10 protein-coding genes are annotated in these 25,574 nt (G+C 40.0%); 1 reads left to right on the top strand and 9 read right to left on the bottom strand.

Features of this window, described 5'->3' with window-relative positions; translation table 11 throughout:
• The first annotated feature begins 2 nt into the window (after positions 1-2).
• Positions 3-1,577: a Na+/H+ antiporter gene (locus LPB89_RS07045; RefSeq protein ID WP_230701060.1), complete on the top strand. Its 1,575-nt coding sequence runs from the start codon at positions 3-5 to the stop codon at positions 1,575-1,577.
• A 54-nt stretch (positions 1,578-1,631) separates the two neighbouring features.
• On the opposite strand, the gene LPB89_RS07040 is transcribed toward LPB89_RS07045, so the two are convergent.
• From LPB89_RS07040 to LPB89_RS07000, 9 genes are all read right to left on the bottom strand, one after another.
• The gene (locus tag LPB89_RS07040; protein ID WP_230701059.1) at positions 1,632-2,084 is read right to left on the bottom strand and encodes an Hsp20/alpha crystallin family protein; all 453 of its coding nucleotides are present in this window, start codon (positions 2,082-2,084) and stop codon (positions 1,632-1,634) included.
• 175 nt (positions 2,085-2,259) lie between these two features.
• Positions 2,260-4,200, bottom strand: a complete 1,941-nt coding sequence (locus LPB89_RS07035) for an alpha/beta fold hydrolase (RefSeq protein WP_230701058.1) — start codon at positions 4,198-4,200, stop codon at positions 2,260-2,262.
• 24 nt (positions 4,201-4,224) lie between these two features.
• The gene (locus LPB89_RS07030; RefSeq protein WP_230701057.1) at positions 4,225-4,860 is read right to left on the bottom strand and encodes a 4'-phosphopantetheinyl transferase superfamily protein; all 636 of its coding nucleotides are present in this window, start codon (positions 4,858-4,860) and stop codon (positions 4,225-4,227) included.
• A gap of 3 nt (positions 4,861-4,863) precedes the next feature.
• Positions 4,864-9,309, bottom strand: a complete 4,446-nt coding sequence (locus tag LPB89_RS07025; RefSeq protein ID WP_230701056.1) for a non-ribosomal peptide synthetase — start codon at positions 9,307-9,309, stop codon at positions 4,864-4,866.
• A 72-nt stretch (positions 9,310-9,381) separates the two neighbouring features.
• Complete coding sequence (locus tag LPB89_RS07020) at positions 9,382-11,031, bottom strand: cyclic peptide export ABC transporter (protein ID WP_230701055.1); 1,650 nt, start codon at positions 11,029-11,031, stop codon at positions 9,382-9,384.
• Entirely contained in the window at positions 11,024-11,743 is a 720-nt protein-coding gene (locus LPB89_RS07015; RefSeq protein WP_230701054.1) for a thioesterase II family protein, read from the bottom strand. Before LPB89_RS07015 ends, LPB89_RS07020 begins: the two co-directional genes overlap by 8 nt.
• 12 nt (positions 11,744-11,755) lie before the next feature.
• The gene (locus LPB89_RS07010) at positions 11,756-13,561 is read right to left on the bottom strand and encodes an outer membrane beta-barrel family protein (protein ID WP_230701053.1); all 1,806 of its coding nucleotides are present in this window, start codon (positions 13,559-13,561) and stop codon (positions 11,756-11,758) included.
• A 49-nt stretch (positions 13,562-13,610) separates the two neighbouring features.
• The gene (locus LPB89_RS07005; protein ID WP_230701052.1) at positions 13,611-23,789 is read right to left on the bottom strand and encodes a non-ribosomal peptide synthetase; all 10,179 of its coding nucleotides are present in this window, start codon (positions 23,787-23,789) and stop codon (positions 13,611-13,613) included.
• Between the two features lie 107 nt (positions 23,790-23,896).
• A complete protein-coding gene (locus LPB89_RS07000; protein ID WP_230701051.1) occupies positions 23,897-25,522 on the bottom strand; it encodes an MBL fold metallo-hydrolase in 1,626 nt (541 codons plus the stop codon).
• Positions 25,523-25,574: the final 52 nt, after the last annotated feature.

Genomic DNA, 25,574 nt, shown 5'->3' with positions numbered 1-25,574 from the left:
CAATGCTTGAAAACTTTCCTTTTTATGTCGGTATACTGATTGTTATTTTATTGCTGATTATGCTGGCTAATAAAATAAAAGTGGCTTATCCTGTTTTATTAGTTTTGGGAGGACTGGCTATCAGTTTTATTCCCGGTGTGCCCGTTATCAATATTGAGCCTGAGCTTATTTTTTTTATTTTCCTGCCTCCGTTATTGTATGAGGCGGCGTGGACAATTTCATGGAAAGAGTTATGGCGGTGGCGACGTATTATAACCAGTTTTGCTTTTGTAGTTGTTTTTCTCTCGGCACTATCGGTAGCATTAGTCGCTAATTATGTTATTCCGGGCTTTTCGCTGGCATTAGGTTTTTTATTGGGAGGAATTGTTTCGCCGCCGGACGCAGTAAGTGCCGGTGCTATTTTGAAATTTGTGAAGGTACCCAAAACCATCTCCTCTATTTTAGAAGGAGAAAGTTTACTGAACGACGCCTCTTCCTTAATTATCTTCCGATTTGCCATGATTGCCGTTGCAACAGAACAATTTATATTTTACAAAGCCGCAATGAGCTTCAGCTGGATGATTATTGGTGGTGTAGCCATTGGTTTACTCATCGGATGGTTGTTTATGAAAGCGCATAAATATCTGCCTACCGATGCCAATACAGACATCGTTTTATCACTGCTTACGCCTTATATCATCTATCTGGCCGCCGAAGAAGTGCATAGTTCCGGAGTTTTAGCTGTGGTAAGTGGTGGTTTGCTTTTAGCGAATAACAGGCATCGTTTTCTGAGCAGCAAATCCCGCCTGCAGGGCATAAATGTCTGGGGAAGCCTTTGTTTTATATTAAACGGACTGGTGTTTATGCTGATCGGATTAGATTTGCCACAAATTACCAGCGGGCTTGAAGAAGTGAGCCTTTTAACCGCTATTGGATACGGAGTACTGATTACATTTGTCCTGATTGTCAGCCGGATATTATCTTCTTACGGTGCTGTCATTGTGACGCTGATTGCCCGCAATTTTATCACTGTTGCCGATACCCGAAATCCCGGTTTCAAAACTCCTTTTATACTGGGCTGGACCGGAATGCGCGGTGTTGTTTCGCTGGCAGCGGCCTTATCGATACCGGTTTATCTGAATAATGGTAATGGTTTTCCCCAGCGCAACCTCATTCTCTTTATTACTTTTATCGTTATTCTGCTGACGCTTTTAATTCAGGGACTGACACTGCCCTATTTTATCAGAAAAATTAACTTTACTCCTTTCGACGATGCATTACCCCGTGATGAAGCTTATCATTTGCTGCGAAAAGAATTAGCCGAACATGCTTCCGATTATTTAAGGACTACTTATAGCGAACAGATCGAAAGTAATGCTTCCCTGCAACAGTTAATTCAAAAATGGGAACAGCATACCAACGGAGTCGATGATGAATCTATCGGGCAGGAACTGAAAGTCATTTACCTTGATTTATTAAACCACCAAAGACAATGGTTAATTACTAAAAACAAAGAGGATCAGTCTTTAGACGAATCGGTCATCAGAAGGCAGATGCATTACCTGGATATTGAAGAAGAGAAATTACGCTATATTTAAATCTTATAAAAAAAGCTGCCTGAAAAAGCAGCTTTTAAATAAGTCGTTAAAACGTTACGAGATGGCAATCAGCCTTGGTTCTTTTTGTTTTGCCTGCTCCAGCTTAGGAATCGACAATAATAAAATTCCGTTTTCATAACGAGCCTGTATATTATCCTCGTCCACTACATTTTTAGGCAGTACAAAACTTCGCTGGAAGGATTGATAACTAAATTCCCTGCGGGTAAAATTTTCCTTTTGGGTATTCACTTCGTTTTCTTTCACTGAAGAAATAAGCAGCTGTCCGTTTTCCAGGGTAACCTTAAAGTCTTCCTTGTTCATGCCCGGAGCTGCAACTTCCACTTCATAACTTTCCGGCGTTTCCTTGATGTTCACTGATGGCAGCGTGGTTCTTGTTGTTGAAAAATTGCTGTTTTCCCAATTGAAAAGATCTTGGCCAAAAACATCATCAAAAAATACTCTTGGTAAAGCCGGTAAGCGGCTTCCGTTTCTTTTAATAAGATTCATAACTTTAATTTTTAAAATTGTTATACCATAATTTTTAGAACTTGCACCTGTTGTGCAGTCGTAGAAAAACAAAACAAATGCCAAACGCTTTACATCGCTTTTTTATGACAATTTTTCATTTTGATTATGAAAAATTGTCATTTTTACGTCTACGAAGCATGCCAGTTATTTGTTTTTAAAGCAAAAATCCCCAATATTGAAAGTAAACGCCCAGGATAACCAAAGAGAACAGTATTGTCGACAGAACGGCTGCGTTTGAAATGGATTTAATTTTAAGTGCAAAATAAAGTATGGAAACGATCGTAAATACGATAAAAAACCACTGTACGATAAACAGGTAATCAAACTGGCTGCGCATTCCGAAAGCCAGTATATAAAAATTATCTTTTGCTGTATCACTGACCGCTAATACAAATCCTATAATGGTAAACAGTCCAGATAAGGCCGTAATTACAATTAAAACCCTGATCCATTTATTGGCTTTGGCCGCGATTTCTTTTTTGATGAAGAGGTACAGCAATCCAAAAACAGCCACCAGTAAAATGAGAAAGGCAATAAGCAAGGGTGCAAAAAATAAAAGATTAAAGCCATTCAGGCTATTGGCAAAATTTGAAACACCTCCGTTCAATTTTACATCGGTTACAAAATTTACTTTGTTAAGGGACTGGAATCCGTTTACATCCGGTTTTTTATTCGGATTGCTTACAAAACCGGCTATAATTTCACCACCGATTTTAGAAAAGCCCGGGGCATGTCCGTAAACAGGGGCATTCACTAAAAATCCATTTTTAAACCGGTCAGCCGTTACCTTTCCGTTTGAAGCCGGAGTAATGGGATCAAAGGCTCCCGCAAGCACCAAAACAGGGGCTGTTAATGCAGACAGATTCGATAAATCATTTTTGGTCGCGGGCGCACCTGCTACCCCTAAATTCCATTTGTCACAGACTAAAAAATCTGACTTATAAAAGGAGAGCCCGCCTTTTAATTTTTTATACTTATCTGAATTTTCATTAAACGCTGCCATCGAATTAAATGGAACCGTCTCTTTACAGCTCACACAATAATACTGTCCGTAGTCTAATCCCAGAGCACCTGAAAAAGCCGCGACCAGTGCACTTAAGGTGTTTTTATTGCCGCTGTTAAATTCGGTAATGAGCAAGGGCAATACTTCGATTAATTTCCTTTGATACAGGGATTGCTGGATGGCGATTTTGAAATCTTCGACATTATACGTGAATTCACCACTGGAAATAACTTTTTTATCTACTTTGACGGTGATCGGTTGTTTTTCTAATTTTGCTATAGTCTCATAATAAACTTTTTCCAAATCGGGAAACTGTTTATTGCAATTCGGGTCATTTTTACAGGCACTAAAGACTTTTTCAAGGCTATTGACGTAGTTGGTTGTATTCTGGTTATAATAACCGGAAATATCCGAAACAGAAGAATCCAGAATCAGGGACTGAATGTCCTCCGGGAAATCATTTGCATAGACCTGAGCGGTATAGGTTCCGTAGGAAACACCGTAACTATTCCATTTGGAGTACCCCAAAGCCTTTTTTAAAGCATTCAGGTCTTTGGCTATTGCTTTGCTGTTGTAGGCGTTCAGGTCAATATCCCTGTTTACTAAGTCTTGTTTGCAGGCCATTGCTGCCATCGTTTTTTGCCGTTCATCCTGAGTGGCATTTTGGTTTTTGGCCAGTATTTCCAGGAACTTCTTTCCGAGGTCGGGACAAAATTTAGGGAACGAAAAACCGGTGCCCCTTACATCTGTTAAAATAATAGTACTGTGACTTCTTAACGGATTTTTAAACCAGCCCCATATTCCCTTAATTCCTCCGGCGCCCGGTCCTCCTTCAATATAAAGAACAGGATTTTTGTCTGCATTTTTTGAGGTGCTTTTTAGAATAGCAACTGCTATTTTGATTTTTTTACCTTCGGGCTTATCCCAGTTTTCAGGAACGGTCAGATACCCCCACTCTATGTTCTCCGCATTGATGTTTTGTGCTTCGGGGAAAAAAGTGGTTGTTTTTTCGAATTTAAAAACATCCGTTTGCGAAAACAGACAAGTAGGGAACAGAACCAGCAATAAAAACAGGCGTAATAGGTTTTTCATTTTATTTTTAGTTAAATTATTAGTTTACAGCAGGTATTTCAGTACCACATCCTTAATCGTTGTTTTTAATGAAATCGTACATTGGTACTTTTCATCTATTTTTATTTCTTTCAGATAGAATTTTTCTCCCTGAATTTCGGTTTTATGATCTGCAATTTCAAAAGATGACAAAGGGATTGTTAATCCGTGGCCATGGGCTTTTATAACCGCTTCTTTCTGTGTCCAATACTCAAAAAAAGCACTTTTTATGTTAGTGGAAGTGCTTATTTTATTCCATTCGTTTTCGGTCATCTGAAACTTAAAGTCATCAATGATCACATCGTTTACGATTTCGATATCAATGCCTATTTCGCCCTGATCACTTATGGCGCAAACCACGATTTCTCCCGAATGCGAAATATTAAACGGCATGGGATTCCCTTCCAGATAGGGTTTGTTGTAAGCCGTGTATTTTATCTCCTGATCAGGAGCGTAAAACAAACCGGCTTCTTCCATTCCCCTGAACAATAATACCCGGCCCAAAAGCGATAATTGCGCGTCCTGCCATCTTCTATAGCGTCTGATCTTATTCTGATAGTCTTCCGGAAAATCCGGCAGACTGTTTTTCAGTAAATTTTCGTGATTTTCTTCCGACAAATACGAATAATAGATAGAAACCAAAACTTAGAAATTAAAATCAAAATCAGACACCGTGCTTTTCTCCAGTTCAATTTTAGCCTCGATTGCCTCTACTCTTACTGATGGATTTTTTACTATTTCATTTAAAAGAATTGTATACGTAGCCGCAAGCAGCTGTAGGGTATCCTTATCAAATAAATCAGAATTGTAATCTATAATTCCTTTCAGGCGATCGTCGCTCTCATACAAATTAAATACCAGCGGCATTCTGCTGTAGGTACTATCGACCGGATAAGAAGTCAGTTTCAAATCGCCTAATTGAATGCTGTTTTCAAATGAAAACTCCGGATTCTGATACACCAGCATCAGGTCAAAAACAGCTTGTGGAATTTTATCAAAGGGAAGATTCTGATAGTCATTAATCGCCAATAAATTACTTTGCGTCTTTTTCAATACGGTCAGAAAAGTCTGTTCGGGTTCGGGTTGAGTCCTTAAAATAAGGGTTTTCACAAACATTCCGATTTGGCTATGGAGTTCCGGAATAGTCCTGCCCGAGCTGACGGTTCCGATACAGATATCAGTACGATTAGAAAATTTGTAAATCAGCACATTCAATGATGCTGCCAAAACGGTATAAAAAGTAACCTGCTCGTCAAGAGCCAGTTTTTTTAAAGCCGAAGTAGTGTCTATGCTTAGTTCAAACTCATATTTGCTTCCTCCCTGCTCATTCTGCTTATTATCAAAATCCCTTTCAAATGAAGCAGCAGGCTGATAATCCTGAAGGTATTTTTTCCAGAATATTTCATTTTTTTCAGCATCCTCTTCCACTGTTTTAATAAACCATTCCGAATAATCTTTAAACTGAAATTGTACATCGGTCTCTTTTGTTGTTTTCGAAGAACCGCCCTCCTTGTAATTTTTAATAAATTCAGTAATGAAAATTTCCAGCGATAAACCATCCATTATAAGGTGATGCGTACAAAAAAGCAATACTGATTTATTTTCCCCGGTCTGAAGAAGCTGTACCCTTAGCAGCAGGTCTTTTTCTAAATCAAATGTTTTGGTATTAAATTGATTTATGATTTCCGCTGCTTTTTCCGTTGTTGTTTCAGCAGTAGAAAGGGTAAATTTTACGTCTTCGAAAGCCTTAATTTTTTGATACGGTACTCCGTTAATTTCAATAAAATTGGTTCTCAGGATTTCATGCTTTTGAATGATTTTGTGCAGGGCAGCTGAAATTTTGTCCAAATTCACAATTCCCTCTATACTGTAAGCGGCAAACATATTATAGGCCGCTGAAGTGTTTTCCTGCTGTGACGCCAGCCAGATATTGTACTGAGGCGGGGTTACCGCATAAAAAGCTTTAGATTCTGATTTTGACAATGCCACCGCTGGATTGGGAATGAGTTTTTGTAAATGATGCGCCAGCAATTCGATTGTTGGATAGTCGAAAATAGTTTTCAGGGAAATTGTCAGTGAAAGTTCCGCGGCTACTAAGCCAATCAGTTTAACTGCGTTAAGCGAATGCCCTCCTAAGGCAAAAAAGTTATCCTTTACGCTTATCGGTGCTGTGGTATTCAATACTTGTTTCCAGTATCCGGCAAGTTTTTCTTCTAAGACCGAAACGGGAGCTTTAAAATCATCATAATTGGTTTCCTGCAAGATGGCTCTTTGCGACAAAGACTTCCGGTCTATTTTCTGGTTGGGCGTAAGCGGAAATTCTTCCAAAGGAATAATCACGTTCGGAACCATATAGTAAGGAAGATTCATTTTTAATGTGGTATGAATTTTTTCCACATCCGTTTCTTCGGTTTTTAAAAAGTAAGCGACTAAAAAAGCCTCCTGCTGTTCTCCTTTTTTAGCGATTACAACCGAATTCCGAACTCCTTCTATCTGATTCAATTGCGACTCAATATCCCCGAGTTCAATTCTGTACCCTCTGATTTTAACCTGATTGTCATTTCTGCCTAAAAATGTAATCTCTCCGTTGTCATTCCATTTTCCGACATCTCCGGTTTCGTATAACAAACTGGTGCTGTCAAACGGGTTAGCAATGAATTTTTGTCTGGTCAATTCTTCATTTTTATAATATCCTTTCGCAAGTCCGTCACCTGCAATATAAAGGGCTCCGGGCGTTCCGACAGGTTTAGGGCTTAAGAATTCATCCAGGATATAAAACTGCGTATTGTTTATTGGTTTCCCAATGTTTGATGCCTCTTTAAAATGACTGATTTTTTTGATGCTGGACCAGATCGTCGTTTCTGTCGGCCCATACATATTCCACAACTCTGAGGTATTGCTGATTAGTTTTTCTGCGAGTGCTTCACTTAACAAATCGCCTCCGCATAATACTTTTAATCGCTCGCCGCCCTGCCAGCCTGCATGGAACAGCATCTGGTAAAAACTTGGTGTGGCCTGAATAATTGTGGGTTGTATTTCCTTTATTTTTTCGATAATCAGATTCGGATCGGACAAAACACTCTGATTCGCCACATATAAAGCAGCTCCTGATATTAGGGGCACGAAAAACTCTAATATTGAAATATCAAAGGAATAGGTCGTTACCGAAAAGAAAGTATCGTGTAATCCAACACCCGGTTTTTGCTGTATACTGATTAAAAAATTAAGCAATGCTTTATGCCCAATCGCTACTCCTTTTGGGTTTCCTGTCGAACCCGAGGTGTAGATGATATAGGCCGTATCTTCAGGGCAAACTGTTTTTCCGGGTGTTCCGTTGAAGATCTCGATTCCTTCCAGAATGTTTTCTAAGGCTATGACACGTACATCATCGGCTGTATTGAGCCAATAGTCTTTTTCATTTATCAGTATTTTGCTCTGACTGTTGTCAATAATATAGTTGAGCCTGTCTTCCGGAAAAGCGGGATCTAACGGAATATACGATCTTCCTGATTTTAATATCCCCAGCAAAACAACCACCATATTGGCCGATCGTTCCAGTAAAACAGCGATAGGCGATTTGTCTTTTTTGCCATAGGTTGTGCTAAGATATTGGGCGATCTGGTTCGATAATTTATGCAGTTCGGCATAGGAGTACGATCTGTATTCGTCTTTTAAAGCTTCTTTTCCGGGGAAATTTTCTACCTGCTGCTGAAATAAGTCCAGAAAGGTGATATCGTTCTGATACGCTGTTTTTGTTGCATTGAATGCTTCTAAAACCTGATTTCTTTCGTCAGTTGTTACATAGTCCAGTTCTTTTAACTTTTTGCCGGGCCGGACTAAAATGTGCTGCAGCAGGTTTTCAAAATGATGCACCAATTGCGTTATCCGGACCTCATTAAAATAGTTCAGATTGTAATCAAAATCAATTTTTACGTCTTCCGATTCATCAAATTCACGGATATAAATCGCCAGCGCCACGCGCTCTGACTGATGTGTAAGCGGAATTACGCGGGTTTTGGTGTTCATAAAATCCGTAGCATAATTTTGCTTTTCGTAAGACAGCGTAATATTGAATATTTTTTCTTTTTCCGTAAAAACCTGAAGTTCCTGTATGAGTTTGCCCAACGGAAAGCGCTGGTGGCGGTAATCATTCCTCAACTGATTTTTGATCTGCGTGATTAATTCTTCGAAAGTAGTCTCGAAATCCAGCGTTATTCTTAAAGGTGAGATGCCCATAAAAAGACCTACTGTTTTCTTGTATTTCGCTTTGCTTCTGTTTAAAACCGGCAGCCCTATGGCAAAGTCATTATTTTGATGTTTTCTTCCGAAATAGGTATACAAAACGGATAAAATTATATGGAAGGAAGAGCATTTATTTTCTGCCGCCAGTTCGTTTAACTGATTGTATACTTCTCTTTTAATAATCAGCTCTTTACGGCTGCTTTTATTTTCTGGTCCATCAGCTAAAAATTCTTTTTCCAGCAGCGCTTCAGGCAGTATTTTAAATTTCTCCACCCAATACTTTTTATCTTCCAAAAAAGCTTCGGAATTTTGATACTCGTAATCATCCTCCATAAACTCCTTATAAGGGAAAGGATAGATTGTGATAACATCCCCGGATTCATAGATTTCATTATAATTCTGCACAAGTCTCTGAAACATTAGGGACGTGCCCCAGCCATCGGTAATGATGTGGTGGTACACCGAAAACAGGTAATGGAAATCTTCTTTCACTTTAACCAGCGTAAAAACATGCAAAAGATTTTCATCGAATAAATCAAAAGGCTTCATAAACTCTTTTTGCATGTAATCGGCCGCTTCTTCTTCGGCATTCACGCGATCGGAGAAATCTGCAAATCCCAATTGCGACTGGTGCTCCTCGACTATTTTGATCGCTATCTCTTCCTGATTTTTTACGAGTATGCTTCTGTACGTATCGTGCTGATCAATAAGCGCGGTATAGGCTTTTCTGAAAGCGTCTGTATGTAGGACTCCTTTAATTTCGATTTTAGCCCCAATGTTATAAATAGGGTCATTGGGAAACAATAATTGTTCGAAATAAACATCTTGTTGTGGAAGCGTCAGTTTCATGAAAAGTGTGGTATTTAATAGTCTGTAGTATAAAAATGTGATCTCTGTTGCAGCATTTGCCCCATTTATCTTCTAGCGCTGTACTTCATCATGCCATAAGTTTTCTGTGTGCAGGGCTTCGTCTTTTACTTTGAAGTCTTTTACAATTTCTCCGTAATCAAATTTTAAGATTCGGTCTGCATACTTGAAATAAGCATCGTCATGGGTTACGGCGATAATGGTTTTACCTTCCTGCTTTAACTTCGGCAGTAAGTTTTCGTAGAAATATTTCCTGAAATGCGGATCCTGATCGGCGGCCCATTCGTCTAATACGAGAATTGGCTTATCTTCCAGTAGTGCAAAAATCAGGGACATTCTTTTGCCCTGCCCTTTAGAAAATGGACGTCTTGCAGATTCTTCCTTGTCATCGGCAATCACTTTGTCGAGTTCCATTATTCGCAGCAGCTCCCTGTATTCCCCGTTATTCTCTAAGGCATACGGATCGTAATTATGCGAGTAGATATGATTGTCTGTAAAAACTGCTGAGATCAGGTTTTGTGTGGTTGTTTTGCCGGTACTGTTTTGTTGGTTGTTTACGATTATTTCTCCTTCCGTAGGCTGATACAAACCGGTCAGGATGTTGATAAAAGTACTTTTGCCACTGCCGTTTCCGCCAATGATGAAGATCATTTCCCCTTTTGCTATGGAAAGGTTTACAGGTCCTAAGGCAAATGTTTTTTCGGCAGCATTATTTTCATAGGCAAAATGAATCTGATTAAATCGTAACGAAGTGAAAGCTTCCGTGTCTGCAGTTTTAAGGGTTACGGCTGCTTCTGTACTGTCAAAATCCTTAAGGAATTTCTTTATTCTGTTGTTGGCAACGGTAAGCCTCGTATACACATTCTGCATATTAATCAGGTTGTTGATAGGCCCTGAAACAAATAGCAGAATCACCACATACGAAATCACATCTTCTCTTTTTAAGATTCCAATCTCAGGCAGTAAAAACAGGATGGATCCAATCACCAGGTACAGCCCGTACTGACTTATCAAATTGATGGATAAAAAAACGTAGTTGATATTAAAATCCAGAATTTTGGCATTTTCCCTGTTTGGTGACAAGTGTTCCTTCATTAGTTTTTCACGTCTGCCGGTACTGAGCTTAAAGCCTTTAAAGCCCTTTATGACATCGTCTACATATTTATAATAATGCTCGTTGTATTTTCTAAGAGCAGCTACTTTTTGCGACATCGTGCTGATTACCAGAAAATAGGTTACAGCAATCAGGATGATTAAACCTACCACCACTAAAGCCGCCGAAACGGATAATGTAAACAGGTAAATCATGCAAAGCAGTAACATCAGCAATGAATTCATCGTATGGGTGACCACTTCCGGAAAAGTTGCGAAGATCCTTAAATCTTCTATGGCTGTGTAAAAGCGCTGGGAACCCAGTTTTTCGAGCGTGATTAACGGGGCTTTTAATATTTTATCGAATATCTTTTTCTCGTTTTCATACAGTACTTCAAAAGAGTATTTATTGATTTTTTTCTGAAAGATGATATTCAGCAGATAGGTGTAGACCACTGTGGAGACAAACACAATACCCATATAATCTGTTAAGAAATCTGTTTTTCCGGATATCACATTATTAATGATATAAACGATTCCAAAGCTCAGAATCGTGTTGGGTATTGCATAAAGCAAAAGATAAACAACATAGGAAAACTTTAATTTAAACATAATAGTTTGTATTTGGATGGGTTATTTGTTTTTGCATGAGACTTGAAAAAATATGGGCCAGTGCAGCAGCGTTGTTGTGGATGAAAAAATGATTCCCGCTCCATATTTCAGATGTGAAGGTATGGCTGGTAAAATTTTTCCAGTTTTCGATCCGGTCACAGGTTTCTTCCCCGGCCCCCATTAGCGCATAGATCGGGATATTTACCTTTAGTCCCTTTTCGGAAAAAAAGTCTTTTTCCAGACATTCGAAATCGGCTCTTATGATGGGCAGAAAATAATCGAACAGGTCTTTGTTTTCGGTTATGGCCGTGGAAATTCCGCCCAACCTCAGCAGTTCTTTTTTGAAATTAAAATCATCTAGTTCATGGTACAGGAAATCTTTGCTTTTTTTGATTCCCGGCCCCGGATTTCCGGAAACAATAAGTGCTTTCGGACGGTCTCCGGTCCTTTCCATTTTTGCCGCTACGGAAAGTCCCAAAGTCGCTCCCATGCTGTGGCCGTAAATCATATAGGGTTCTCCGTTTCTTAAGGATTGAATCTGGCGGCAATAATCTTCAATAGCCTGATCTTTATTCGTCACCAGGTTTTCTCTGTGTCTTTTACCTCTTCCCGGTAATTCGAGAGGAATGAAATCGGAATTTTTGATCTCTTTTCTGAGAAATTCAAATGAATAAACATTTCCTCCGGCAAAGTGTAATAAAAAAAGCTGCATATTTTTTCGTTTTTATCTGGAATGATCGGTAGCATTTTCGGCTATTCGTTCTGCGTAATTCAATTTCCTGTTTCCAAATTTATAGGTGGCCGAAATCCTAAAGGCTCTTGGATCCTGGTAATTCCTGAAGGTCTGCCTGACATTGTCTACTGTTGATACTTTGTATTCATTCATTGATTTCAGAATATCGGTCACATTCACTTCGATGATGAACGCTTTTTGGAGCAATAAAAATTTCATTCCGAAATCCAGCGCGCCTTGTTTGCTGATCAGGGCTTCCTGGTTGATATTTTTAGAACGGTACCAAAAACTCAGGTTAGCGGAAATGTTTTTCTCCGGACTGAAATACACCTGATTGCTGACCGTACCGTACCAGCCCCAGACATCCAGATCTTCTATACCCGATACCAGTGACTTATTGAGCTTGTAGAATCCCTGTAACTGGAAATTCGTTTCAACAGCATTCGTATATTTTATCACTCCGTTAGCAGCAACCTGAAACGTATTTAAATCCATATAGCTAACTACTTTATGTTCTACGACATGGTCTGTGGTATAATTGGGTAAAGACCAGAAATTGTCTTTTGTTTTCGAATAGGAAAAACCTAAGTCATATTGGGATTTGTACGCATAGACCAGATTGAAATTGCTGGTCAGCGACGGCTTTAAAAACGGGTTTCCCAAATACGTCTCATAGGCATTATAAATCCCCAGGGAGGGGTTTATAAACCGGTATAAAGGCCTGTTGTAAAACTGCGAAAAGGCAAAACTTAATTTGTTTGTATCATCAAAATGGTAGCTTGCATTGGCTGACGGGAACAGCTTTATATAGTTATCGTCGAGTTCTTTTTTAGAATTAACGTCAGCAACATCACCGTTTATGAAGGTGTTTTCGAGTTTAAACCCAAGCTGAAGATCAAGTTTTCCAAAGTTCTTTTTGAAATCTGAAAATACAATTTGTCTGTTTTCAATATACGTACAAGTGGGCGACAACGTTAAATTCTTCACATAGTCGGCATCGTACTTCCTGAAATTCCTGATGATATAATCGGATTCAATATAGATCCATTTACCCCCAACGGTAAGATCAAAAAGCCTGGTCGGGACATGATACAAGCCATTCAGGGTATAAATATTCAAATCTGTGCGGCCGTCATGGTAAACGGTGTAGTTGCGATTGGGTACTGCTGCACCATTTACATCATAATCCTGACCATAGGTGTTTTGGTTATAGTCCCAGGGTCTTTGGAGCCAGTCTGCTTCGATAGTTAAAAATTCATTTTCATTAAAATCATGTCGTAACAGCGCATTCAGCGAATTTCTTTTCAGATTCGAAACTAATTTCTTGCTTCCAATATAATAGCGGTCTAAAACGTCCGACGTGTTATAGATATCGATATTGGTTTTGGTATCTAATATATTCTCGTAGGTATCATTCATGGAAGAGACATTTATTTTTGTCTTTTTTGAAATCTGGTACTGTACATCAATAAAGGTCACAAAACTGTTAAAGTCATAATCGGTTGTTCCTGAACCAATAAATGACGCATCGGAAAAAAAAGTACTGACATCATTTTCCCGGAAAAATTTCTCCCGCCCGTAACTGATACTCGAATTGACTTTCCATCTTCCGCGATTGTAGACCAGATTGATGCTGTTGTTGAAACTGGGAAACTTATGCTGTTTGTAAACGGACTTTACGGCACCTCCAAAATACTCGCCCGAATCTTCTGTGGAATTGGGTTCTTTCAGGGCAGTGCCTGTCTGTGAAAAGCCGAAAAACGGAAGTAACAGCAAGCAAAATAATGTATATTTCATGTACAATTTGTATTTTTTATTGGATTCTTCAATACCAATTTTCAGGAGATTACGCCTGAAAAATGGCGGTAAGAATGTCTTCTTTTGCAATAATTTTATTTAATAGTTTTTTATTGTGCTTCAGATTATTTCCTTCCAGCATGTTCTGATGTTCCCCTTTTCCGGTGATATAGCGAACGGTTTCAAAATTTTCTTCCCATTTTTTATCGTTATTATTTTCTGTTTTTACCATTACCAGTTCCGACGGCAGTTTATGAGCATATTTCAGACGCATCAGGTAATTGATATACCCGATTCGCTTTTCTTTGGCCTGAGCCAGTAGTTCCTGCATGTTTTCATCGATTTCCGTTCCCAGGTCAAATCCGTCAGCTGCAAGTTCTGTGTGCAGCTTTTCTTCATCGAGCTTTACGGCATCAAACATGATGATTCGGGATACTTTTCGGTTGAACTCCTTTGTCAGATAAGCGGCAACCTCATAGGATAAGATACCTCCTGCCGACCAGCCAAATAACACGATATCGCCCTCTTCCTGAATTTCATTGATTTTACGGGCATAATACCCTGCCGGATTCTCTTCATTTTCCGGAAAATTGAAGGCTATACATCCGGAGTCTTCATTATTCCGGAATAAGTCCCTGTAAGCACTTCCGTAACCTGCTATTGGAGGAAAGGCAAAAACGGTATTTTGGGCCTGACGGTTTCCATATTCATAAAAATCCTTATCCGAATCAAAAAGGTTCGTCAGATGGTATTGTAGTATTTCGGCGATCGTATTGAAACGAAACAGGGAATCCGCCGGATAGCTGGTCGAAAATTCCTGGTTCATTTTAAAGATGGTGTTTATGGCCGAAATACTGTTTCCGCCCAACTCAAAGAAATTATCGGTGATCCCGACTTTATCAAGCCCCAGGATTTCCTGCCATATGCCGGCTATTTTCTGTTCTGTTTCACTTTTTGGTGCGACATAGGCTGTTCTTATCACGTCTTCCCCACTAATGCCGGGCAGCGCTTTTCGGTCGGTTTTTCCGTTAGGGGTCAATGGCAGGCTGTCCAGAACTACGTAGAAGGACGGTACCATATATTCCGGCAGCTTTCCTAAAAGGTAGTTTCTTATGGCCGCCTTGTCTATTTCGGACTGGGCGGTATAATACGCCACTAATACCTTTTCGGCATTTACTTCTTTTACCTCCACCACTACTTGTTTGATCTCTTCTGAATATTGTGCCAAACGGGCCTCGATTTCACCCAATTCAATTCGGAACCCTCTTATTTTTACCTGCTGGTCATTTCTTCCTAAAAATTCAATATTCCCATCCGGCAGCCATCTCCCTAAATCTCCGGTGTCATACATGATGCTGCCGGACTTAAACGGATTGGTGGTAAATTTCTCTGCTGTCAGTTCCGGTTTGTTCAGATACCCTCTGGCTACACCCGCTCCGGCAACATATATTTTACCAAATACTCCCGTTGGTACCGGATGCAGTTTTGAGTCTAAGATGTACAGCTGTGTATTCGAAATTGCTTTTCCGATTGGTATCGACAGGTACTCTTTTTGTCTGATTTTAAAATAGGTACTGTACGTCGTATCTTCAGACGGGCCGTATAGATTGTATACTTCTATCTGGTCTAAAGGCAGTCTTTGTATGGTGTTGTGCGCTATGGGTTCTCCGGCCATATTTAAAATGCTAACGGACTCGAAAGAAACACCATCATCTAAAAGTTGTTTCACCACAGACGGCACGGTATTGATTAATACATTTTTGTCGGTATCGATATGGTTTTTGATTTCCAAACCGTTTTTTAAGAGCTTTATTTGCTTACCGATCGAAAGGGTATAAAATATTTCGAAAACAGATAAATCAAAACAATAGGAAGTTACCGCGTATACGGTTTCGAATTTACTGCTGTCAAATTCTTTAGCTGCCCAGTGAATCAGCGCTGTTGCATTTCTATGTTCAATCATAACCCCCTTTGGATGGCCAGTAGTTCCGGAAGTATAAATGATATACGCCAGATCTTTAGCGGTAGTAATGCTTTCAGGATTTAATACGGAATATTGTTCCTGACTTTGATGGAACGATTCCAGTACGTTTCCGTCAATTACAATTTTGCAATTACTGTCTTTTTCGATGTACTCGATTCTTTCCTGCGGATACGATTTATCAATTGGCACATAAGCCGCACCTGATTTCAGGATTCCCAGAAGGGTGATAATCATTTTCTCGCTGCGGTCTAATTTAATCCCTATTAAATCGTCGGTTTTTATTTGGTGATGCGCTCGTAAATAATGGGCTAACTGATTGGCCTGTGCATTGATTTCTTTATAGGTGAAGTGCTGATTTTCGAAAATAACGGCACTGTTTTCAGGAGTTTTTGCCACCTGATCCTCAAACAAACTAATCATTGTTTTATCCTGCGAATACGATGACGAAGTTGCATTATATTCCAGCAGTAATTTGGTTTCCTCTGCAATGGTCAGATAATCAAGTCCGTCTATCGCTTGTTTGGGATCGTCAATTGCTTCGTTTAACAGATTTTCAAGATGACCGAATACGGAATTTATAAACAAGGAATCGTAGATGTCCGTATTATAATCAATGTTCAGGATCAGCTGCTCTGTTTCGACAAAAGTGAAGGTAATGTCCAGCTTGGCGATCTTATTTTCAAAATCAAAACCGGAAACTTCTATGCCTTCCAATGCCGTTTGGTTTGCTACACTTTTTAACTGGTTCTGGTTTTGAAGCACTACCAGCACGTCAAACAAAGCCGAGCGGCTCAGGTCTCTTTTCAGGTTCAGGTTTTCTACTAATTCATCAAATGAATACTCCTGGTGCTGGTAGGCATTTAAAAGGGTTTCTTTTTCTTTGTTCAGAATAGTCAAAAAGTCATCGTCCTCTTCAAACTTTGTCCGAATGGCCAGTGTGTTGAGATACAATCCTAATTGGTTTTCCAGATCCGGATGCTCCCTGCCTGCTATTGGCGTACCGACAATAATATCTTCCTGACGGGTATAACGGTGCAATAACGTTTTTATACCGGCCATTAAGGTCATAAACAAGGTCACGTCCTGCGCTTTGGAAAACGTTTTTAGTTTTTCTAAAAGTGCGGAAGAGAATTGATGCGACTTATGATCCCCGTTATAGGTTTGAACCAACGGTCTTTTCTTAAAACTCGGAAGTTCCAGTACCGGTAATTGTCCTGTGAACTGGTTTAACCAGAACTTTTTGGATTTCTGGTATTTTTCCTGCTGGACCGCTTCATTAACCCACACCGCATAATCTTTGTAATGGATGTTCAGTTGTGGTAAATCAACCGGAATTCCCTGCACGAGGCTGTTGTATATTTTGACCACTTCGGACACGATTAGCTGCATTGACCATCCGTCACCGATGATATGATGCATACAAAGTGAAAAGAGATGTTCTTTTTCTTGTGTTTTAATTAAAGAAGCTCTTAGTAAAGGGGCTTGTTCCAGATTGAAAACAAGGGCGTTTTGTTCTTTCAGATAGTTTGCAACAAGTGTCTCCTGCCCTGCTTTATCGGTGAAATCTATTTCTGTTACTTCAAAAACAATATCTTCTGTGCTTTTTATAAACTGGCGCAGTTGTCCCTCAGCAGTATTCCTGAAGCCTGTTCGTAATATTTCGTGTCTTTGGATTAATAAATGAAAGGTTTCCTTAAATTTACCGGCATCCAGTTCCCCTGTTAATTTTAGGACTGCCGGCATGTTGTACGCCAGCGATCCTCCCTCTAACTGACTCAGGATCCAGAATCGGTATTGGGAAGCCGTTAAAGGGTAACTTTCCCTAATTTCTGCCTGAGGAATGGCTGTATACTCATTTTGGTTCAGCGTTTTACCCAGCGCATCGATGGTGGGGTTAGCGAAAAAGTCCCGGAACGAAACTGTTTTATTCAATTGTTTGTTAAGCCTGTTGATGACTTGTGCCACAATAAGGCTGTGTCCGCCCAATTCAAAGAAATTATCGGTCATCCCGACTTTTTCAACAGCGAGCACTTCCTGCCAGATTTCGGCCATTTTCTGCTCGGTTTCATTTCGTGGGGCAACATATTCTTTTCGAATCGCATCTTCCCCACTAATTCCGGGTAATGCTTTACGATCTATTTTGCCGTTTGGGGTTAGCGGGAACTGATCCAGGTCCAGATAAAAGGAAGGCACCATATATTCCGGCAGTTTTCCTGACAGATAATTTCTGATCGCTGCTTTGTCTATGGCTTCGTCAGTCACATAATAGGCTACCAGTAGTTTTTCCCCGTTGATTTCTTTGGCCTGAACGACCGCCTGTTTTAAATGGTCGGAATATTGCAGAAGGCTGGTTTCTATTTCGCCCAATTCAATTCGAAACCCCCTTACTTTTACCTGATGGTCATTTCTTCCCGAAAATTCAATAGTGCCATTCGGCAGCCAGCGTCCGACATCTCCGGTATCGTACATTTTGGTACCGGGAATAAACGGATTTTCGATAAACTTTTCTGCGGTCAGTTCCGGTTTATTCCAGTAACCGCGCGTCACTCCTGCTCCCGATATGTAGAGATTACCTGAAACTCCCACTGGCGTCGGTAACAAGGCATTGTTCAGGATATACACCTGTGTATTTGAAATCGGACGTCCAATCGAAAACGGCTGGTCTTTGGTATATAAAAATTCTATCGACGTCACGGTTGTTTCCGTTGGCCCGTACTTATTGTAAAAATCACAAATACCACTCCACGATTCAGCCAGTTTTTCGGAACAAATATCACCTCCGGACAGCACTCTTCTTAAACTAAGTCTTTGGGAAGGCTTCAGTTTACTTACTACCGACGGAACGGAATGGAAATGGGTAATTTTGTTTTCAAAGACAAATTGCTCCAGTTCCACTTCATCTAACAATACCTTTCTGGGCAGTATGTATAAAGCTGCCCCGTTTAAGAGCGCCAAAAAGGTCTGCTCCACAGAGGCATCAAAAGAAAAATTGGAAAGCTGAAGGATTCGCTCGGTCTCATCAATTTTAAACTCCCTGGTCTGTGAACTGATTAAGTTGATGACGTTTCTGTGTGCTACCATCACCCCTTTTGGATTCCCTGTGGTGCCTGAGGTATAAATGATATAGGCTAAATCTCCGGCATTATTTATTTTTTGAGCATTCAGGCGCGGATAGCTTTCTCTGGTTGCATTAAAAGCCTCAAAAATGGCCTCATCCAGTACAATTTTACAAGTACTGTCACTTTCTATGTAGGCAATTCTTTCGGGAGGATAAGAAGAATCAATTGGCACGTAAGCCGCTCCTGATTTTAATATTCCCAAAATGGCTACGATTATTTTTTCGCTTCGTTCCAGTTTTATTCCGATGCGGTCACCCGTCTCAATCGCATGGTTTTTTCTTAAGTAATGCGCCAGCTGATTTGCCTGTTCGTTAAGTTCCTGATAGGTGAGCGCTTTTTCCTCAAAAACAACAGCTGTATTGGTTGGTGTTTTGGCAAGCTGTTCTTCAAATAAATCTGTAAGTGTTTTATGTTCCGGATAATCTGCCGCAGTCGCATTGAAATGAAATAGTAATTTTGTTTTTTCAGCTTCAGTCAGGTAATCCAGACTGTTTATGGCTTGTGCCGGATTATGTATTGCTTCGTTAAATACATTTTCCAGATGACGGAAGAGTGCATCAATCAAAAACGTATCGTAAATATCGGTATTGTAATTCACCGACAGAAGCAGTTTTTCTGTTTCGACAAAGATGAAACTGATATCGAATTTTGATGTTTTATTCTCAAAATCAAAACCTTCCACTTCTAAACCTGTTAAGGCAGTGTCATTCGCTATACTTTTTAACTGCGCCTGGTTCTGAAGCACCACCAATATATCGAATAAAGCGGATCGGCTCAGGTCTCTCTTTACATTCAGGTTTCCTACCAGTTCATCAAAAGAATAATCCTGATGCTGGTAAGCGTTTAGAAGGGTTTCTTTTTCTTTATTTAAAATATCCAGAAAACGATCCTCCTGCTCAAATCGGGTACGAATGGCCAGTGTATTCAGGAAAAGCCCCAGCTGATTTTCTAAATCCGGGTGTTCCCTGCCCGCAATAGGCGTACCGATAATGATATCGTCCTGATTGCTGTAGCGGTGCAATAACGTTTTGATTCCGGCCATTAAGGTCATAAACAGCGTTACATCATGTGCTGCTGAAAATGTTTTTAGCTTTTCTAAAAGTGCACCGGAGAACTCATATAACTGAACAGCGCCATTATACGTTTGTACCAAAGGTCTTTTGGTAAAGCCCGGCAATTCCAGCACGGGTAATTCTCCGCTAAGTTCGTTCAGCCAGAACTTTTTGGAATTTTGGTATTTTTCCTGCTGTATTTCGTCGTTAATCCATACTGCATAATCTTTATAGTGGATGTTTAGATCGGGCAAATCAACAGGGATTCCCTGAATGATCGCATTGTATGTTTTTACAATTTCGGAAATGATTAACTGCATAGACCAGCCATCACCAATGATGTGGTGCATACAGAGTGAGAAAATATGTTCCTTTTCCTGGGTTTTAATTAATGAAGCTCTTAGCAAAGGGGCTTGTTCCAGATTGAAAGCAATCGCATTCTGCTCTTCCAGATACTGCAGCACCAGATCTTCCTGCTCTTTATGGTTGCTGAAATCCTGCTCTGTTACTTCAAAGTTAATTTCATTGGCGGGCGTTATAAATTGCTGAATCTGACCTTCTGCATTATTTTTAAAACTTGTTCGTAGTATTTCATAACGCTGAATTAGCAAATTAAAAGTTTCTTTAAAGGTCTCAGCATCCAGATCTCCGGTTAATTTAATTGCCGATGGCATATTGTAAGCCAGTGAACCACCTTCGAGCTGGCTCAGAATCCAAAACCGGTTCTGAGAAGCGGTAAGAGGATAGCTATCCCTAATATCCGCGGGAGGAATGGCAGAAAACTCATTCTGGTTCAGCGTTTTACTTAAGGCATCAATGGTCGGGTTAGAGAAAAAATCCTTAAACGAAACGGTTTTGTTCAATTGCTTGTTGAGCCTGTTGATGACTTGTGCCACAATAAGGCTGTGTCCTCCCATTTCAAAGAAATTATCGGTAATCCCTACTTTGTCAAGACCGAGCACTTCCTGCCAGATTTCGGCCATTTTTTGTTCGGTATCATTTCGGGGCTGTACGTACTCCCTTCGAATACTGTCTTCCCCGTTGATGCCCGGTAACGCATTGCGGTCGGTTTTGCCATTTGATGTTAATGGTATCCTTTCCAAAAGCACGTAAAACGCAGGAATCATATAATCCGGCAGCTTCGTCTGCAGGTAATTTCTAATTTCTCCCTTGTCGATTTCGAGGTCTGAAACATAATATGCCACCAGCACTTTTTCTCCATTGACCTCTTTTACCAGAACAACGACTTGTTTGAGATCGTCTGAAAATTGCAAAAGGGCGGTTTCTATTTCTCCCAGCTCGATTCTGTATCCGCGTATTTTGACCTGATGATCGTTTCTGCCCAGAAATTCGATCGTACCATTGGGAAGCCAGCGGCCTAAATCACCGGTATCGTACATCTTAGTTCCCGGAATAAACGGGTTTTCGATGAATTTTTCGGCGGTAAGTGCAGGCTGGTTTAAGTATCCTCTCGAAACGCCATCACCGGATAAATACAATTTACCGCTTACGCCAGCGGCAACGGGCTGTAAATTCTGATCCAGTACATAGGCCTGGCTGTTTGGAATCGGCTTGCCTATCGGAATGGTGTTATATTTCTGATTCTGAATATCAAAAGTCAACGAAAAAGTCGTGTTTTCGGTAGGGCCGTACCCGTTTACGATTTTGATTGACGGATTGCTTTCAAAAACTTTTTGGGTATGTTTGGGCGATACTACATCTCCACCCACAATCAGCTGACTGATGTTTTCGAAAAAACTGATATTATTTTCGACTACGCTGTTAAACCAGGAAGCCGTCATCCAAAGGCTATTGACCGAATTGGTTTTAACAATGTTTTCTAAGTTGCTTAAATCCAGCAAGTCGTCCTGACTGGTTAGGACTAATGTAGCCCCGTTTAATAAAGTTCCGAAAAACTCTATGGTTGTGGCATCAAAAGAGATGGAACCGGTACTTAACAGGATTTTATCTGAATTTAAAGGAAAATACGAACAAGGCTTAACCAGTCTTACCACATTTCGATGCTCTACCATCACTCCTTTTGGATTTCCGGTAGAACCGGAAGTGTAAATGATATACGCTAAATCGGAAGGGCTGTTTACAGCCTCCGGATTTTCAGCTTTATACCTGAATCTCTGGAAGTTAAACATCATCAGTTCATCCTCGTCAATAATAGCCTTGCAATTGGTATCTTCTTCGATATATGCTATTCTTTCCTGCGGATAATCGGAGTCAATAGGAACATAGGCAGCTCCTGATTTCAGCACTCCCAAAATGGCTATCAGCAACTGTTCGCTTCGGCTTAATTTTATGCCCACGAAATCATCGGGCTGAATATCATAGCTTTCTCTCAGATAAGAGGCAAACTGATTTACTTTTTCGTTTAGTTCTTTATAGGTTAATTGCAATTCCTCAAAAATAATGGCGATAGCCTCCGGTGTTTGGGCGGCCTGCTCTTCGAACAATTGAACAATCGTTTTTTCTTTTGGATACGGCACCGAAGTGTTATTAAAATCGACTACGAGCTGCTTTATTTCCTCCGGTGCTAAATAAGCAATGCGTGAAACCGGAAGGTTCGGTTCTGCAATAACGCCTTGCAGTAAAGTGCCAAAATGTGCTGTTATTTTTTCAACAAAAGCTACGGTATAAATATCAGTATTGAATGTCAGGTTGAAATTCAACTCATTGCCAAACTCATCAAAGGTAAATTCCAGATCGTATTTGATCAGCAGATTTTGTTTGTTCTGATACTGTTGAATGGAAATACCGTCCAGTTGTTGGGTATTGTCGAAACTGTCCATGTTCTGCAGGATCAGCATCACGTCAAATAGCGGACTGCGGCTTGCGTCTCTTTTTAGGTTTAAGTTTTCAATTAACTCATCAAACGGATAGATCTGATGCTCATAGGCTTCCAGTGTTCTGTTTTTTACATTCAGTAATACATCAGCAAAGCTGTCCTGTCCGTCAAATTGCGTTCTCAGGGCTAAGGTGTTTAAGTAAAGTCCGGTTTGATTTTGCAAATCCGAATGGGGCCTTCCGGCAATTGGGGTACCAATTATGATATCATTCTGATTGGTATATCTGTAAAATAAGACGTTTAACAAGCTCGTTAATCCCATGAACAAGGTAGCATCATGTGCCTGGCACAAACTGGAGAATTCTTTTAAGATTTCACTGCTAAAACTTCTTTTTACGATGCCCCCGTTAAATGTTTTGGTTAGCGGTCGTGTTTTGTATACCGGTACATCCAGTATCGGAATGGTATCCTGAAATTGTTTCAGCCAGTATTCCTGGTGTGCCTGACTGCTGTCTCTTAACTGGTTTTGCTGCCAGGCCGCGTAATCTTTATACTGGATTTGTAAAGGAGGCAACGGATTGGAAATATTGTTTGTAAAGGCATGATATAAAGCAAACAACTCGTTCATCATTACCTGGATCGACCAGCCATCGCTGATGATATGATGAATGACCAGTATAAAAACAAAAGTATCACCGGACGTTTTGATCAGCTTTGCACGCACTAAACAATCCTTTGCCAAATCAAATGAATATTTTAATTCCTGTTCCAAAAGATTATTTAGATTCTGGTCACTGTTATCCGAAGATAATTCTTCTGTTCGAAACTGAAAATCAAGGTCTTTAACAGCGATTACCTGTTGTCTTACTTCAGCATTGGCTGTTTCAACAAAAACCGTTCTTAAAGATTCATGACGTTCCAGCAGCGCATGAAATGCTTTCTCAAGTGCGGCTGCATTTAAGTTTCCTTTTAATTCAAAGATGCTGGGAATGTTATACACCGTATTTTGCGCTTCTAACTGACACAGCAGCCACAAGCTTTTTTGCGATGAGGATACGGTATATGTTTCCGCCTCAGCTACATTGGGGATATCAGTATGGCTATCATGGGAGTCTTGCGAAAGTTTGATGAAATCAATTATTCTTTGCTTGTGTAATTTAATTTCATCTAATAACTCATTGGTCAGCACTCCTTTCGGAGCATTAATATCCAGTTTATCTCCCGATAAATTAAGTTTTATATTGGAGGCCCTTAATTTTTTGAGTAGTGTTTGCATCGCTTTATCTTGTTATATACTTGTCTGTAATGATTCCCTGATTTATTTTTGATCACGCATTACAGCGGATTTTAAATAAACCCATGTAATGCGTTTGCATTTCCTTTTTAAACCAAACTATAGTTTTGTGTTTTTTTCTTGCTGTATAAGATTTCCTTTTCGCCAAATAACCTTTCTGTAATTATTTCCCTTGAACTGCATTCTTCAATAAGGCGGTTGGACTGTATAATAGGATTGGATTCATCGGTGTATTTGATACTGCTGATGAACTCACACCACGGTTCCTGCCCCATAGCATACACATAGACTTCTAAGGGGTTGAAAACATCGACCAGGTGCATTCCCCTGGCAAAATCAGATCCGGCCAGTCTTCTGGACTGATCGTGTTCTTTAGACAATTCGTTTACCACGAGTGGCCCGTATAACCACGTTAATGGAGCTCCGTCGCATTCCATTCCAAGGAAAATAACATCTACATCGCCGATTATGCTATGCGTATTCTCGTATAATTTTTTTTCCAAAATCCTGGAGTCTGCTGCGAAAAGCAATGAAAATTCAGAGATTTCCACATGATAGCAAATTTTGGCCTTGATGTCCAGATCACTGTGCTCTCCTGTAAAAGGGATACCGGTAATCTTGCAATCTGAAAAATTAACGGTAGAGAATTCTTCAATTTCAATAATATTATCAAAACCTATATTATTGAACATCAGCTTTAAGGAAGGATCCTGAAGGTGTCCGCCTCCTGAGCGCGGCACGATAATGTTTTTAATTTTATGTCGAAGCGGTAAAAGCGTTTCCAGTAAAATATGATCCTGATGATTGTGGGTAATCAGCACGTAATCGATCTTTTCGGGCAATTCGTAATCCGAAAAGTGTTCTACAGTGGACTCGTATCCGTAATAGCTAATTAACGGATCGACGAGTATACTTACTTCTTTGGTCTCAATTAAGATGCAGGCATGCCCAAAGTATCGCATTCTAATTTTATCCCCCTCATATTTTACATAGGGTACGGATGGTGTATCTGTAAAAAACGATTCAAATAAGGCGTCCTCGGTTTCATTTAAATCACCCAGCAGTTCCCTTATTTCATGATAAGGGCGCGGTGTTCTTTTCATTTTACTCAGCTCATCTATAAATTTATGCTCAAACGGCATGTCTAAATGCAGGACGTCTTTCTCATCCAGTCTCGGGGTACTTAGGCAAAAAGGACGCGAATCGTTATTGGTCACCCACAAAGCCAGGCTCTGATTGCTTTTATTGTAAAATTTACTTTTGTACAAAAGCTGCTCGTAAAATCGGAAAGAAGGATTGCCGTTCAGGTCATAAATTAATTCCACATACCCTTTCAGAATATCCGGTACGTTTTTATACAACGCTTCCAATGATTGCCCTTTGGCTTCTTTGTTTAACATTAAAACCAGTTTTCTAATGGCCATGGAAAGACTGATCAGTTCTTTTTGATTGGTAAAGGTTGATTCCAGCAATTTTCTTATGTCTTCCGAACGATCGCTGTTATAGTCCATAAAAGGGCCGCCCAGCATTTTAGGATCCTTAACGGCTTCATCATGTACCGCAGGCGATTCCAGGTAAGAGTTCATTATTTCGATATGCCTTTTGGTTACGTTCATAGCTGCCGTTCCGGGCGATATCAGATGCGCCCAGGCATACCATCTTTCTATTAAGGGCTCCATAACAACGTTCGGTTTTAAATAAACTAATCCTTCCATCTTAAAATATTTTTAATAATTTATGTTTTCTATTAACTGATTCTTATTTCGG

This window comes from Flavobacterium sp. ENC, from assembly GCF_020991415.1.
Classification (GTDB): domain Bacteria; phylum Bacteroidota; class Bacteroidia; order Flavobacteriales; family Flavobacteriaceae; genus Flavobacterium.
Note: the sequence above shows the minus strand (reverse complement) of the source record. Positions and strands in the feature narration are given on the sequence as shown.

Bases quoted from the DNA above. Each gene is read 5' to 3' on its own strand.
- LPB89_RS07045 (WP_230701060.1), top strand. From the start codon at position 3: ATGCTTGAAAACTTTCCTTTTTATGTCGGTATACTGATTGTTATTTTA.
- LPB89_RS07040 (WP_230701059.1), bottom strand. From the start codon at position 2,084: ATGAATCTTATTAAAAGAAACGGAAGCCGCTTACCGGCTTTACCAAGA.
- LPB89_RS07035 (WP_230701058.1), bottom strand. From the start codon at position 4,200: ATGAAAAACCTATTACGCCTGTTTTTATTGCTGGTTCTGTTCCCTACT.
- LPB89_RS07025 (WP_230701056.1), bottom strand. From the start codon at position 9,309: ATGAAACTGACGCTTCCACAACAAGATGTTTATTTCGAACAATTATTG.
- LPB89_RS07020 (WP_230701055.1), bottom strand. From the start codon at position 11,031: ATGTTTAAATTAAAGTTTTCCTATGTTGTTTATCTTTTGCTTTATGCA.
- LPB89_RS07015 (WP_230701054.1), bottom strand. From the start codon at position 11,743: ATGCAGCTTTTTTTATTACACTTTGCCGGAGGAAATGTTTATTCATTT.
- LPB89_RS07010 (WP_230701053.1), bottom strand. From the start codon at position 13,561: ATGAAATATACATTATTTTGCTTGCTGTTACTTCCGTTTTTCGGCTTT.
- LPB89_RS07005 (WP_230701052.1), bottom strand. From the start codon at position 23,789: ATGCAAACACTACTCAAAAAATTAAGGGCCTCCAATATAAAACTTAAT.
- LPB89_RS07000 (WP_230701051.1), bottom strand. From the start codon at position 25,522: ATGGAAGGATTAGTTTATTTAAAACCGAACGTTGTTATGGAGCCCTTA.